Raw genomic sequence first — 13452 nt, forward strand, 5'->3', positions numbered from 1 at the left:
TTCCGGGACATGGCATTGCGCGTTATCAGCATTTTATTGCTGGTTATCAGCTGGAGCGCCGGCGCGCAGGATCCAGCGGTTTCCCCTGACATTTCCTACACCCGTGACATCCAGCCGATATTTACGCAAAAGTGCGTCGCCTGCCATGCCTGCTATGACTCCGCTTGCCAGCTGAATCTGGGAAGTGGCGAAGGGGTCGCGCGCGGTGCAACAAAAAATCCGGTATACGATGGCGAGCGCAGCCGCGCAGCACCCCCGAGCCGCTTGTTTTACGACGCCTTCGGCAAACGCGCGTGGCAGCAAAAAGGCTTTTATTCGGTGCTCGATGCCCAAGGCAGTCAGGCTGCGCTGATGGCACGCATGTTGGAGCTGGGTCACAAAACGCCGCTGCAACCCAACGCCAAATTGCCGGAAGGCATCAGGCTCGGTCTCAGCCGCAACAATCAGTGCGCCATGCCGGGCGAGTTCGACGGTTACGCCACTGCACATCCAAGAGAAGGCATGCCGTTGGCCGTGACCGGTTTGACCGATCAGCAATACTTGACGTTGCAGCGCTGGCTGGCGTCCGGCGCGCCGATCGATGAGCAAGGCCTGGTACCGTCCGCCCGTGAGGCGTTGCAAGTGTTGCAGTGGGAGAACCTGCTGAATGCGTCGGGCGCGCGGCAAAGCCTGGTCGGTCGCTGGCTGTTCGAACACTGGTTTCTGGCCCACCACTATTTTCAGGACGGTGAGCCCGGGCATTATTTTCAATGGGTGCGATCTCGCACCCCGACCGGTCAGCCGATCGATCTGATCACCACCCGCCGTCCGAATGACGATCCCGGCACGCAGGTCTACTATCGCTTGTGGCCGGTGCAGGGCGTGATTGTGCACAAGACCCACATCACTTATCCGCTGAGTGCAGCGAAGATGGCGCGGGTCAAAAGCCTGTTTTACAGCGGTAACTGGCAGGTCAACGCTTTGCCCGGCTACGGGCCGCAAACCCGGGCCAATCCGTTCAGCACGTTCGAGGCAATCCCGGCCAGCGCGCGTTACCAGTTCATGCTCGATAATGCCGAGTATTTCGTGCGCACCTTCATTCGCGGTCCAGTGTGCCGGGGCGAGATCGCTACGGATGTGATCCGCGATCACTTCTGGGCCCTGTTTCAGGCGCCGGAACATGACTTGTACATCACCGACCCCAATTACCGGGGCCAGGTCACGTCCTTGCTGGCGATGCCGGGGCAGAACGACGATGTCGGCAGCGTGCTGAGTCTGTGGCACGCCTACCGCGACAAGCGTAATGAGTACGAAGTCTTGCGCCGCGACAGCTACGCCGATCTACCGGCACCCGGCTGGTCGACGTTGTGGGCCGGCAACGACAATGCGCTGCTGTCGATCTTTCGCCATTACGACAGTGCTTCGGTGACCAAGGGATTGATCGGTGATGTCCCGCAGACAATGTGGCTGTTCGATTATCCGTTGTTGGAGCGCACGTATTATCAACTGGCGGTCAATTTCGACGTGTTCGGCAATGTCTCGCATCAGGCGCAAACCCGGCTGTATTTCGATTTGATCCGCAATGGCGCCGAGCAGAACTTTCTGCGCCTGATGCCCGCCGACTCGCGTGAGGATTATCTGGATGACTGGTACCAGAACGGCGGTAAATTCAAGATGTGGCTGGACTACGAAGCCATCGACGACGATAAGCCGACCGCGTTGAAACTCGACGACAAAAACCCTAAGCGCGATTTTGCCATGCAGTTGCTTGGCCGCTACGGCGAGCTCAACGCCAAGCCGGACCCGATCAACCGCTGCAGCGGCGCCTATTGCTCACGGCCGAACATCGATCCGGCACTGCAAAGTGCCGAACAGGCTCTGAGTCGCCTGACCTCACGCCCGGCGGCGGGTCTGAAGGTAATCGATCAGCTCCCCGAAGCGACGCTGTTGCGCATCGAAACGCAAAGCGGCACGCGTGAGGTGTACAGCCTGCTGCGCAATCGGGCTCACAGCAACGTGGCGTTTCTGCTGGGTGAATCTCTGCGCTATCAGCCAGGGCTGGACACAGTGACCATTTTCCCCGGGGTGCTCACCAGCTATCCCAACTTCATGTTCAACGTTCCCGCCGAGCAGGTGCCAGCGTTCGTGAAGGCGTTGGAAAACGCTATGGACACCAGTCAGTTTGAGAAAATCGTCGACCGCTGGGGCGTGCGTCGCAGTCATCCGCAATTCTGGTATTACTTCCACGACATGAGCCGGTACTTGCACGAGACCGACCCGGTAGAAGAGGGCGTGCTGGACATGAATCGCTACCAGAATCTTTGAATCGACCTTTGACAGTGTCTCGGTGTCCCACTCTCATGGATACCCCAATCTTGTGCAGGAGCCGGCTGGTTGGTGATGGTGGGTCAGCCACGCGGTGTTGATTGACACGCATCGCCAGCCAGCGGGCTCCTACAGAATGGGATTGCTTGAGTTTTGTAAACGGGAACACAACCATGTTGATTTCAGTACAGGCATTGCGCGCCCTCGCGGCCTGGACGGTGGTCTGCCACCATTTCATGCAGATTTTTTTCGACTTCAAGGCTCGTGGTCCGATCGGTCAGCTTTTTATCGACAAGGGCGCAGTGGGTGTGGATATTTTCTTCGTCATCAGCGGTCTGGTGATATTCCTCTCGACGGAAGGCAAGGCACTGCCGCCCGGCCGTTTTCTGCTGTACCGCCTGTTCCGCATCGTGCCGGCGTATTGGCTGTACACGGCGCTGATGGCTTTGCTGGTGGTATTCGCGCAACCGATGGTGCCTGACCAGACCCTCGACTGGTCGCATTTCCTGCAATCGCTGTTGTTCATTCCTACCGCCAACCCTGGCGGCTATGGGATTTACCCGACACTCAATGTCGGCTGGACCCTCAACTACGAAATCCTGTTCTACGTGCTGTTCGCCTGGGCATTGTTGTTTCGCCTGCAAGTGCGTCTGTTGATAGTGGCGGCGCTGCTGTTTGCCGTGTGTCAGGCGTGGACCGGGTATGGCTGGATCAGCCAGTTCTACCGCTCAGACATCGTTTATGAGTTCCTGCTGGGCATCGCCATCGGCATGATTTACCGGCGTGGCTGGATCAAATCCGGTTTATGGCTGCCCTTGCTGGGCGTGACCGGCGCGCTGGTGGCGATTTATCATCTGCCGCCAGAGCCGCGATTGGTCTCCTGGGGATTGCCAAGCGCGGTGCTGGTCATGGCCTGCATGTCGCTGGAGAGATTTTTTGAACACAGCCGCTTGTTCAAGCTGCTCGGCGATTGTTCCTACTCGGTGTACCTGATGCACGTGCTGGTGCTGTCCGCCGGCGGGTTTATCGCACAGCGTTACGGCCTGAATCCGTATGCGATGTTCGCCGTGTGCGTCGCGACGATTGGTCTGGGGTCGTGGGCAAGCTATATCTGGGTGGAAAAAAGCAGTTACCGGTGGCTTAAAGCCAGAATTGACGACAAATCCTCCGGGGAAGGCAAGCTGGCGCTTTCCCGACAAAAATACTAGGACTTTGTCCGGCGCGCTGATTGGCGTAAACTGCGCCCAAGCCTGCGAGGAGTTTCCATGACCGCTATTACCATCACTGACGCCGCCCACGATTACCTGGCTGATCTGCTCTCCAAGCAGAACACCCCGGGCATCGGCATCCGCGTCTTCATTACCCAGCCTGGCACCCAGTACGCCGAAACCTGCATTGCTTATTGCAAGCCGGGCGAAGAAAAACCCGAAGACACGGCGCTGGGGCTGAAAAGCTTCACTGCTTATATCGATTCGTTCAGCGAAACTTTCCTGGACGACGCGGTTGTCGACTATGCCACCGACCGCATGGGTGGCCAGCTGACCATCAAGGCGCCTAACGCTAAAGTGCCGATGGTCAACGCTGACAGCCCGGTCAACGAGCGCATCAACTACTACCTGCAAACCGAGATCAATCCGGGGCTGGCCAGCCACGGCGGTCAGGTCAGCCTGATTGATGTGGTTGACGACGGCATCGCCGTGCTGAAATTCGGCGGCGGCTGCCAGGGCTGCGGTCAGGCTGACGTGACCCTTCGCGAAGGCATCGAGCGCACCTTGCTCGAGCGCATCCCGGAGTTGAAGGGTGTGCGTGACGTGACAGACCACACGCAGAAAGAAAACGCCTACTACTGAGTAAGGTGTTCGCTGCAAACATAAAAAACGGCGCCCCGTGAGCGCCGTTTTTTTATGGTTGATGGTGAAGGGCTTGTATAGGGGGAGCAGGCTTGGTCAGAGTGAAAGGGCTTCTATTTAGTGAAAAGGTTAGCGTGTGGCACATGGCTATTCAGTGGCGAGGGGGCTTGCCCCCGTTGGGCTGCGAAGCGGCCCCATCATTGCTTCAGGCGTAGCCCGCAAGCAGGTTTTGCGACGGCTTCGCCGCCGAACGGGGGCAAGCCCCCTCACCACAGATAGATCCCTGCACCACAGATGGATGCCTTTACCACAGATAGATCTCTGCACCAGAGATGGATGCCTGCACCACAGATGGATGCCTGCACCACAGATAGATCTCTGCACCAGAGATAGATGCCTTCACCACAGATAGATTTCTGCACCACAGATAATCTCCTGAGCGCAATAGTGTGGCTGGCTCATGGGCGATATAGATGCGCATGCCCGGCCCGGTAAAGGGACGACTCGCTGAACTGATCACTGCCCAATACCCGGCCCACCAGAATCAACGCTGTGCGGCGAAACCCTTTGGCTGCGACCTTCCGGGCAATATCCGCCAGCGTGCCCACTACCCAATCCTGATCCGGCCAGGTCGCCCGGTGGATCACTGCGATGGGGCAGTCCGCGCCGTAATGTGGCAGCAATTCCAGCAAAATCTTATCAAGATGATTAACCCCCAGATGGATCGCCATCGTCGCCCCGTGCTGGGCGAGACTGCCCAGTTCTTCCCCGGCCGGCATCGCCGTCGTGTCCGCGTACCGTGTCAGAATCACGCTCTGGGAAACGTCCGGCAGGGTCAGCTCCGCGCCCAGTAGCGCGGCGCACGCAGCGGTAGCAGTCACGCCGGGGACTATCTCGAAAGGGATGCCGAGTTCACGCAAATAGCGAATCTGCTCGCCTATCGCACCGTAAAGACCAGGATCACCGGAATGCACCCGGGCCACGTCATGGCCCTGAGCGTGGGCATTCCTGATCAGCTCGATGATCTGCTCCAGGTGCAGTTCAGCGCTGTTAACCACCTGTTCTGCTTGATGGCCCTCCAGCACCGCAGCCGGTACCAATGAGCCGGCGTAGATGATGACGGGGCAGTGACGGATCAGCCGCTGGCCTTTGACGGTGATCAATTCCGGGTCGCCGGGACCTGCGCCAATGAAGTAGACGGTCATCGTCGGTTCCTGTGAAGTAGGGCAGGGCATGTCTTCAGATGAAGATTGCTCATGATCGAAGAGTGGATTATCCGGAAATTCAGGCGGCGCAGGCCAGTGCGAGGGTAGCCTGCGCATATTTCTGCCGTGCAATCAGCAATTTCGCGGGCGCCTGGGCTAAGTGTTCGGCCAGTGCCAGTGCCGCGCTTTCGGCCACGCCGTAGCAGCCGGTGCGTTCAAATGCGATATCGGAACGGTGGCTGAGCTGCGGTTGATAGCCGGCCAACTGTTCACTGCTGAAATACAGCAGCGGTAACGCCAGTTGCTTGGCCAGTTCGATCAGGCCGGCCTCTTCGCGTTTAAGATCAATGCTGGCCAAGGCCTTGATCTGGTGCAACTGAATCTGATGCGCCTGGAGCGCCTGATCGAGCAACGCGCGCAATGTGCTGACGGGGCAGCCGCGCTGGCAGCCCAGGCCGACCACCAGGGTCGGCGATGCGCCGGTGCTCGTCATACGTCGTATTGGTCGGCGTTTTTGCGGCGGAACAACCAGGCGCTGATCAGGCCGAGGGCCAGCCAGAACGCGACATTGGTTAGCTGCGAAGCGATTTTGAACTGCGACTCCAGGGATTCCGGCGCCAGCATCGAATGCACATCCGGTTGTGGCGCGCCGATCACATGGGGTACCGCCAGAATCGCTACACCCAGGACCTTCATCAGCCAATGACGGCTGAACACGATCAGCGCAATCCCGACAGCGGTAGACGCCGCCGTGCCAATCCACCAGATCTGTCGTTGGGCCAGATCGGCGGCCGCTGTGCCTGGCAACTCGGGTGGCAGGCCCAGCGTTGGGGCGAGTACGAAGGTCGCATAGCCGGCCAGACCCCAGAGCAGACCCTGAGCCGTCCTGGTCGGTGCTCGCAGGGTATAGAGACCCGTCAGCATCAACGCGAAGCCGACAGCGACGACCAGGTTGCCACCGGTGGTCGCCAAGACGCGCTGCCAGCCATCTTCCGGCTCCCACGCTTCGCCATCGTGGCTGTGTGCAGCAGCACCGGCAGCATGTTCGTGCATTTCCACGGCAGCCGGTTCGGATTTTTCGTAGGTTTCCGCCTGGGTAATCAGCGGCGATACCCAGAAACTTTGCAGCAGTGTCAGCAACAGAGCCGCGAGTAGCCCGGAAAACCCTGCGGTTTGCGCAATACGCTTGATCATTTCGGCGGGTCTCAATGGCACGGGAAGGCGGCGCTGTGTCGAGTATCGTGGGCGGCATTGTGCACCGCTTCGATGTGCGAGAAACCGGCAAAAAAGACCAGCGACATCCCAAGGATTGATGCGCAAACGGCCGCCGTCAGGCGCTGGGTCAGGGTGGTGGTGCTTTTATCGGCAGTGCTGCCGGTGCTGCTGATGGTCGACATGGCGCTTCCCTCTGGTCTGTCAGCGGGTGAATTGAGCGCATGAAAAACCCTGCGATTCAGACGCGCAGAGGCTCGAACAGCGCCCGCCCACCGCGGGTTTGTCATTCAGCGAACGAAACGATCGCTGTGTGTTGCGGGCCGGTCTCCGGGCTCGTGAGGGGTTTGGCGTCAGCCGAAACCTGCAAGCGTCTCCTTCCCATGCCGATTAACGGGCACAGTGGATCTGACGCTTCGCTCGCTTACCGTTGCGGGGGCAGCACCGGACTGACATGGCTTGGAGTAAAGCACATGATTCACCGGTTTCCCGTTTCACCCTGTGAAGGGCACCCGTAACGAAGCGTGTAGGAGAGCATGGGCGGGGGTTTGGCGTCAATTAGCATGGGTTCTCATCTTTGTGCCGAGGGGGCTTGCCTGTGGTAAGGAGATTTGCCTGTGGCGAGGGGGCTTGCCCCGTTGGGTTGCGAAGCGACCCCATCATTCTTCCAGACATACCGCGCAAGCAGGTCTGACGACGGCTTCGCCGCCGAACGGGGGCAAGCCCCCTCGCCACAGGAAAATCCTCATCACAGGCAAGCCCTTTAATAAAAGCAAGTCCCCTGACCACAATCGTCGGCGACGACTCGCGGACATTGACCCGCTCCCACGCGATGCGTAGCCTTGCGCCTTCGAGGTTCTTCGGCATTTGCCGAAGCTAAGAAGGGAACGCGGTCAATGCCGCGGCTGCCCCCGCAACTGTGAACGGTGCTGTTTGCTGCCACGCCACTGCAGATCCTGTCCAACGGATCCGCGGGAAGGCGCAGCGAATGCCTGGCCCAACGGCCGGCACACCGTCAGCCAGGAGACCTGCCTCGACACAGATTCTCACTACAACCGGGCGGGGTGATCCGGTGGCGAACTCTTCCGCGCGCGTCTGTCGCAGCGATTGTCGTCCCGTATGCCCGCCACCTTGCGATAGGGCATCCGATGAAAACACTGGCCAAACTTCCCGTCACCATCGTCACCGGTTTCCTCGGGTCGGGCAAAACCACTTTGCTGCGGCACATGCTCGACAACGCTCAAGGCCGCCGCATCGCGGTGATCGTCAACGAGTTTGGCGAGCTGGGCATCGATGGCGAAATCCTCAAGCAGTGTTCGATCGGATGCACCGAAGAAGAAGCCAGCGGCCGCGTCTATGAACTGGCTAATGGCTGCCTGTGCTGCACGGTTCAGGAAGAGTTCTTCCCGGTCATGCGTGAGCTGGTCGCCCGCCGCGGCGACCTCGACCACATCCTCATCGAAACCTCGGGCCTGGCCCTGCCCAAGCCCTTGGTGCAAGCCTTCCAGTGGCCGGAAATCCGCAGCGCCTGCACGGTTGACGCGGTGATCACCGTGGTCGACAGCCCGGCCGTCGCCGCCGGCACTTTCGCTGCCTTCCCGGACCAGGTCGATGCCCAACGCAAACTCGATCCGAACCTGGACCACGAATCGCCCCTGCATGAGTTGTTCGCTGATCAACTGGCCAGCGCCGACCTGGTGATCCTCAACAAGGCCGATCTGATCAGCGCCGAAGACCTGGCCCGCGTTCGCCTGGAGGTCGCCGAAGAACTGCCGCCCGCCGTCAAAGTCATTGAAGCCAGCAGTGGCCGCGTGCCACTGGACGTGCTGATTGGCCTCGGCGCCGGTTCCGAAGAACACATCGATAGCCGCCACAGCCATCACGATCATCACCATGAAGGTGAAGACGATCACGACCATGACGCCTTCGATTCCATCTCGATAGAACTGCCGCAAGCTGACGAAAGCCTGCTGCTGGATGCGTTGACGCAACTGGTGGTCAAGCACGGCATCCTGCGCGTGAAAGGCTTCGCGGCGATTCCGGACAAACCGATGCGCCTGCTGATCCAGGGCGTGGGCACGCGGTTCGACAAGCATTTCGACCGCAAGTGGGGCACCGATGAAGCGCGCACCACGCGTCTGGTGCTGATCGGTCAGGAGCTCGACGCTGCGTTGCTTGAAGCGCACCTGCGCGCCGCGCTCAGCGCTTAAGCCATGCACTTGCTCAGGACCCAGCCCGGCGGCTTCGTCTCGGACGACAACATTGCCGACCTTGGCCAGACGCCCGCCGAACTGGTGATCCTGTGCAGCGGTGATTCCAGCCTCGCGTTGCTAGCGGAAGCGGCGCAGCAATTGCCCGATGATTACCCGAGCGTGCGCCTGGCCAATCCGATGCAGGTGCAGAATCATGCGTCGGTGGATTTGTACGTCGACGATGTATTGCGCCACGCCAAGGTCATTCTGATTTCCCTGCACGGCGGCCTCGGTTACTGGCGCTATGGCGTCGAGCGCCTGGTCGGGCTGGCTGCGCGCGGCGTGCAGCTGATTCTGGTGCCGGGTGATGACCGCCCGGACCCGGAACTCAGCGACCTCAGCACCGTGAGCGCGCAAGATCGCGATCGCCTCTGGCAGTTTCTGCGTCAGGGTGGAATGAACAATGCTCTGGACTTCTTTCATTGCCTGGCGAGCCGTTGGCTCGATCGCGATTACGCCTGGGCCGAGCCGCAAACCCTGCCGCGCACCGCGATCTACCATCCGCACAAAAGCCCCGCGCAGCTGAGTGACTGGCAAGCCGCATGGAGACCTGGTCAAGCGGTGGCGGCGGTGCTGTTCTATCGTTCGCACTTGCAGGCCGCCAACACGGCGTTCATCGATGTCTTTTGTCAGCGCCTGCAAGCGGCCGGCCTGAATCCGCTGCCGATCGCTGTCGCCAGTCTGAAAGAGCCTGGTTGCCTGACGATGGTCGAGGACTGGCTCGACGAGGTCGACGCGAGTGTCATTCTCAATACCACCGGTTTTGCCCAATCCAGCCCTGAAGCGCCGCACTTGCGCCCGTTCCGGCGCAACATTCCGGTGATTCAGGCCATCTGTGCGCAGGATAACGAACCCGGTTGGCGCGCCAGCGAGCAGGGTCTTGGCCCCCGTGACCTGGCGATGCACATTGCGCTGCCGGAGCTGGACGGGCGCATCATCAGCCGCCCGATCAGTTTCAAGGATCTGGCGTGGCGCAGCGAACGCAGTCAGTCGGACGTGGTGTGCTATCGGGCCCAGCCAGAACGCATGGATTTTGTCGCCGAACTGGCGCGGCGCTGGGTTGATCTGGCGCGTGTGCCCAACGCTGAAAAACGCATCGCCTTGATCCTTGCCAATTACCCGACTCGCGACGGGCGCATCGGCAATGGCGTCGGTCTTGACACCCCGGCGGCGGCGCTGAATATCCTGCGGGCGTTGCATCAGCAAGGTTATCCGCTGCCGGCAGAGCTGCCGGACAGCGGCACCGCGTTGATCCAGCAATTGCTTGGCGGCGTCAGCAACGACCTCGACACCCTTGATCAGCGTCCCTGTCACCAAAGCCTTGCGCTGGATGACTACCAGCAGATGTTCGACGCCTTGCCGCAGGTCAATCGCCAAGCCGTGCTGGAACGCTGGGGCCCGCCGGACAACGATCCGATGTGCCGTGGCGGACGAATGATGATTGCCGGTTTGCGCTTTGGTCTGAGCTTCGTCGGGATCCAGCCGGCGCGGGGTTATCAAGTCGATCCGAGCGCGGTGTATCACGACCCTGACCTGGTGCCGCCGCACGGTTATCTGGCGTTCTATTTCTGGCTGCGAAACACCTATGGCGCCCACGCGGTGATCCACGTCGGCAAGCACGGCAACCTCGAATGGCTGCCGGGCAAAGGCGTCGGGCTTTCCGAAAACTGCTGGCCGGACGCGTTGCTAGGGCCGATGCCGAACATTTATCCATTTATCGTCAACGATCCGGGCGAGGGTGCGCAGGCCAAGCGTCGTACGCAAGCGGTGATCATCGATCACCTGATGCCGCCGCTGACCCGCGCCGAATCCTACGGTCCGCTGCGCAACCTCGAACTGTTGGCAGACGAATATTACGAGGCGCAACTGCTCGATCCGCGCCGTGCCCGCGAGTTGCAGCGCGACATTCTGCAACTGGTGCGCGACACGCACATCGATCGCGAACTGCAACTGGACGAGAAGCTCGACAGTAATGCCGATGCGGCGATCTGGCTGCCGCGTCTGGATACTTATTTATGCGATTTAAAAGAGTCGCAAATCCGCGATGGCTTGCACATTTTCGGCGAGTCACCGAGTGGGCGTCTGCGCATTGATACGTTGCTGGCGTTGCTGCGAATTCCCCGTGGCGACGGGCGTGGCGCGCAGTCGAGTTTATTGCGCGCGCTGGCCAAGGCGTTTGAGCTGGGGTTTGATCCGCTGGATTGTGGGTTGGCCGAGCCGTGGACCGGACCGCGTCCTGTCGAGCTTCAGTCGCTTACTGATGAAGCCTGGCGCACCGCCGGAGATACCCGCGAGCGACTGGAACTGTTCGCCGCTCAACTCATAGTGCATACCCTGATTCAGCCTGAAGCCAACCCCGCCCCCTGTAGGAGTGAGCCTGCTCGCGATAGCGGTATGACAGCCGAAATGGTTATGACTGACCCACCGCCATCGCGAGCAGGCTCACTCCTACAGAAACCGAGGTGGGTTGAGGTAGTAGCCATCCTCGACCACCTCCGCGATGCAGTCGCACCTCGCCTCGACGCCTGCGGCCCTGCTGAAATGCGCGGTCTGCTTGACGCCCTCAGCGGCCATTTTGTCCCGGCCGGGCCGAGCGGTGCGCCGAGTCGCGGGCGCCTGGACGTGCTGCCGACCGGGCGCAATTTCTATTCGGTGGACGTGCGCAATCTGCCGACCACCACCGCGTGGCGCATCGGTTTTCAGTCCGCCAACCTGATCCTCGAACGGCACCTGCAGGACCACGGCGATCACCTGCGTCAGCTTGGTTTGTCGGTGTGGGGCACGGCCACCATGCGCACCGGTGGTGACGACATTGCCCAAGCCATGGCGCTGATGGGCGTGCGGCCGGTGTGGGCGACGGGCAGTCAGCGGGTCGACGATTTTGAAATCCTGCCGTTGAGCCTGCTTGACCGGCCTCGGGTCGACGTGACCCTGCGCGTGTCCGGATTCTTCCGCGATGCCTTTGCCAATCTGATTCGGTTGTTCGATGCGGCTGTGCAAGCGGTCGCCGGGCTGGATGAACCGGATGACCTAAACCCGTTGGCCGCCAAAGTCCGCGCCGAGCGTGCAGCGTTGCTGCAGTCGGGATTGGATGAAGAGGCTGCGAGACGTCAGGCGGGCTGGCGTATTTTTGGGACCAAACCCGGCGCCTACGGCGCGGGAGTGCAGGGTGCCATCGACGGTCGTCTGTGGCAAAGCCGCGAGGACCTCGCCGAGGTGTACCTGAACTGGGGCGGTTATGCCTATGGCGGTGCAGACGAAGGCACTGCCGCGCGCGAACAGTTCGCTCAGCGCCTGAGCCAGGTGCAAGCAGTGCTGCAGAACCAGGACAACCGGGAGCATGACTTGCTCGATTCGAACGACTACTACCAGTTTCAGGGCGGCATGCTCGCAGCGGTAGAAAGCCTCAGCGGTGAGGCAGCCGCCAGTTACCACGGTGATCACAGCCAGCCGGATCTGCCGAAAATCCGCACGCTGAAAGAAGAGCTGAACCGAGTGATTCGCTCGCGGGCGGCCAATCCGAAGTGGATCGACGGGGTGAAACGTCACGGCTATAAAGGCGCATTCGAACTGGCAGCGACCGTCGACAATCTGTTCGCCTTCGACGCGACCACGCAGTTGATTGACGATCATCAGTATGCGTTGCTGGCGGATGCCTACCTGCTGGATCCGTCGACTCGCGAGTTCGTGCGTGAACACAATCCCCACGCCCTGCGCGACATGACCGAGCGGATGCTGGAGGCGCAGCAACGCGGGATGTGGAAAGAGCCAGGCGAATACCAGCAAGCGCTGGAGAATTTGCTTTTGGATATTGAAGAAGACAGCTGATGCCTGCCCCTGTGGGAGCGGGCTTGCTCGCGAATACGGTTTGACATTCACCGATGATGTCGACTGACACGCCGCTTTCGCGAGCAAGCCCGCTCCCACAGAGGCGACGTTGTCTTTAAGATCACCGACCATGACTGAGAACCAAAGATGACTGACAACCCGCATTTCCCGCTCTCTGCCGTGGTCGGCGCTGACGACCTGAAGCTCGCCCTTTGCCTCACCGCCATCGATCCAAAAATCGGTGGCGTGCTGATTGAAGGTCCACGCGGCATGGCCAAATCAACCCTGGCCAGAGGCCTCGCCGACTTGCTCGCCAGCGGCCAGTTTGTCACCTTGCCCCTCGGCGCGACCGAAGAGCGGCTGGTCGGCACCCTTGACCTCGACGCAGCCCTCAGCGAAGGCCGCGCGCAGTTTTCCCCCGGTGTTCTGGCCAAGGCCGACGGCGGCGTGCTCTATGTCGATGAAGTCAATCTGCTGCCGGATCACCTCGTCGATCTGCTGCTCGACGTCGCTGCCAGTGGCACCAACGTCATCGAGCGTGACGGCATTTCCCATCGCCATTCGGCGAAGTTCGTACTGATCGGCACCATGAACCCGGAAGAGGGCGAATTGCGTCCACAGTTGCTCGACCGTTTCGGCCTCAACGTTGCACTCGGCGGCCACACGGCACCGGCCGAGCGCGGCCGGATCATCCGTCGTCGACTGGATTTCGACAGTGACCCGCAGCGATTCTGTGCCGAGTGGGAAGGCGAACAGCAGCTTTTGCGCGAGCGCTGCCAAGGTGCACGCACGGCGCTGGCC

10 protein-coding genes and 2 riboswitches are annotated in these 13452 nt (G+C 60.7%); of the genes, 6 read left to right on the forward strand and 4 right to left on the reverse strand.

Features of this window, described 5'->3' with window-relative positions; translation table 11 throughout:
- Positions 1-9: 9 nt before the first annotated feature.
- The 3 genes from F8N12_RS05245 (at position 10) to nfuA (ending at position 4154) form a co-directional block, all read left to right on the forward strand.
- Positions 10-2304, forward strand: a complete 2295-nt coding sequence (locus F8N12_RS05245; protein ID WP_150579493.1) for a fatty acid cis/trans isomerase — start codon at positions 10-12, stop codon at positions 2302-2304.
- Positions 2305-2477: 173 nt separating this feature from the next.
- The gene (locus F8N12_RS05250) at positions 2478-3512 is read left to right on the forward strand and encodes an acyltransferase family protein (protein WP_150579494.1); all 1035 of its coding nucleotides are present in this window, start codon (positions 2478-2480) and stop codon (positions 3510-3512) included.
- Positions 3513-3569: 57 nt separating this feature from the next.
- The gene (gene nfuA / locus F8N12_RS05255) at positions 3570-4154 is read left to right on the forward strand and encodes a Fe-S biogenesis protein NfuA (protein ID WP_150579495.1); all 585 of its coding nucleotides are present in this window, start codon (positions 3570-3572) and stop codon (positions 4152-4154) included.
- Between the two features lie 458 nt (positions 4155-4612).
- Here the strand turns inward: nfuA and cobM are convergent, their stop codons facing one another.
- The 4 genes from cobM to F8N12_RS05275 all read right to left on the reverse strand — a co-directional run bounded on the left by cobM (position 4613) and on the right by F8N12_RS05275 (position 6756).
- Entirely contained in the window at positions 4613-5359 is a 747-nt protein-coding gene (gene cobM / locus F8N12_RS05260) for a precorrin-4 C(11)-methyltransferase (RefSeq protein WP_150579496.1), read from the reverse strand.
- Between the two features lie 79 nt (positions 5360-5438).
- On the reverse strand, positions 5439-5852 hold the full coding sequence (locus F8N12_RS05265; protein WP_150579497.1) for a cobalamin biosynthesis protein: 414 nt from the start codon (positions 5850-5852) through the stop codon (positions 5439-5441).
- Positions 5849-6553 carry a CbtA family protein gene (locus F8N12_RS05270; protein ID WP_150579498.1) on the reverse strand — a complete coding sequence of 235 codons (705 nt, stop codon included), beginning with the start codon at positions 6551-6553 and terminating at the stop codon, positions 5849-5851. Before F8N12_RS05270 ends, F8N12_RS05265 begins: the two co-directional genes overlap by 4 nt.
- Positions 6554-6564: 11 nt before the next feature.
- Positions 6565-6756, reverse strand: a complete 192-nt coding sequence (locus F8N12_RS05275) for a CbtB domain-containing protein (protein ID WP_150579499.1) — start codon at positions 6754-6756, stop codon at positions 6565-6567.
- 118 nt (positions 6757-6874) lie between these two features.
- Positions 6875-7102: riboswitch (cobalamin riboswitch) on the reverse strand.
- 305 nt (positions 7103-7407) lie between these two features.
- Positions 7408-7622: riboswitch (cobalamin riboswitch) on the forward strand.
- 97 nt (positions 7623-7719) lie between these two features.
- Between F8N12_RS05275 and cobW the strand changes: the two genes are divergently transcribed.
- The 3 genes from cobW to F8N12_RS05290 form a co-directional block, all read left to right on the forward strand.
- Positions 7720-8781 (forward strand): cobalamin biosynthesis protein CobW, encoded by a 1062-nt coding sequence (gene cobW / locus F8N12_RS05280; protein WP_150579500.1) that lies wholly within the window; start codon positions 7720-7722, stop codon positions 8779-8781.
- Positions 8782-8784: 3 nt separating this feature from the next.
- Complete coding sequence (cobN, locus tag F8N12_RS05285) at positions 8785-12651, forward strand: cobaltochelatase subunit CobN (protein ID WP_150579501.1); 3867 nt, start codon at positions 8785-8787, stop codon at positions 12649-12651.
- A gap of 147 nt (positions 12652-12798) precedes the next feature.
- The coding region (locus F8N12_RS05290; RefSeq protein WP_150579502.1) for an ATP-binding protein at positions 12799-13452 on the forward strand (654 nt) is incomplete at its 3' end.

It is taken from the genome of Pseudomonas fluorescens (assembly GCF_902497625.1).
GTDB lineage: Bacteria > Pseudomonadota > Gammaproteobacteria > Pseudomonadales > Pseudomonadaceae > Aquipseudomonas > Aquipseudomonas fluorescens_BQ.

What these genes read in the sequence shown, in the direction of transcription:
- F8N12_RS05245 (WP_150579493.1), top strand. Translation starts at nt 10, where the DNA reads ATGGCATTGCGCGTTATCAGCATTTTATTGCTGGTTATCAGCTGGAGC.
- F8N12_RS05250 (WP_150579494.1), top strand. Translation starts at nt 2,478, where the DNA reads ATGTTGATTTCAGTACAGGCATTGCGCGCCCTCGCGGCCTGGACGGTG.
- nfuA (WP_150579495.1), top strand. Translation starts at nt 3,570, where the DNA reads ATGACCGCTATTACCATCACTGACGCCGCCCACGATTACCTGGCTGAT.
- cobM (WP_150579496.1), bottom strand. Translation starts at nt 5,359, where the DNA reads ATGACCGTCTACTTCATTGGCGCAGGTCCCGGCGACCCGGAATTGATC.
- F8N12_RS05265 (WP_150579497.1), bottom strand. Translation starts at nt 5,852, where the DNA reads ATGACGAGCACCGGCGCATCGCCGACCCTGGTGGTCGGCCTGGGCTGC.
- F8N12_RS05270 (WP_150579498.1), bottom strand. Translation starts at nt 6,553, where the DNA reads ATGATCAAGCGTATTGCGCAAACCGCAGGGTTTTCCGGGCTACTCGCG.
- F8N12_RS05275 (WP_150579499.1), bottom strand. Translation starts at nt 6,756, where the DNA reads ATGTCGACCATCAGCAGCACCGGCAGCACTGCCGATAAAAGCACCACC.
- cobW (WP_150579500.1), top strand. Translation starts at nt 7,720, where the DNA reads ATGAAAACACTGGCCAAACTTCCCGTCACCATCGTCACCGGTTTCCTC.
- cobN (WP_150579501.1), top strand. Translation starts at nt 8,785, where the DNA reads ATGCACTTGCTCAGGACCCAGCCCGGCGGCTTCGTCTCGGACGACAAC.